The sequence below is a fragment of the Citrobacter sp. TBCS-15 genome, from assembly GCF_005280815.1.
GTDB lineage: Bacteria > Pseudomonadota > Gammaproteobacteria > Enterobacterales > Enterobacteriaceae > Citrobacter > Citrobacter werkmanii.
Genome location: NZ_SZWK01000145.1, coordinates 1 through 217 on the forward strand (window position 1 = coordinate 1; position 217 = coordinate 217).

The 217-nt window shown below is 34.6% G+C and carries 1 protein-coding gene; it reads left to right on the forward strand.

Annotated features, from left to right (window positions below; translation table 11 throughout):
• Positions 1-19: 19 nt before the first annotated feature.
• Positions 20-217 (forward strand): hypothetical protein (locus tag FDW96_RS25245; protein ID WP_212732882.1); only part of this gene is annotated, 198 nt, incomplete at its 3' end.

A 217-nucleotide genomic window follows, 5' to 3' on the forward strand; every position in this document is an offset into this window, starting at 1 on the left:
GCTATTCAAGTTTGCAACTTTGAAAGAATTAATTGACTTGTATCATGAAAATATCAACGCTCCTATTTTCACACAGAATCAACTTCTTATTAAAATGGGTGAGCAACCTATTGAGGGTGGAGATATTTATGTCACAAACCTTAATGCAGTTGCTGTTGAAAACCTAAGTGACTTACAAGGCAATAGAAAGGACGTAACAAGCACAGATGAAACTAAT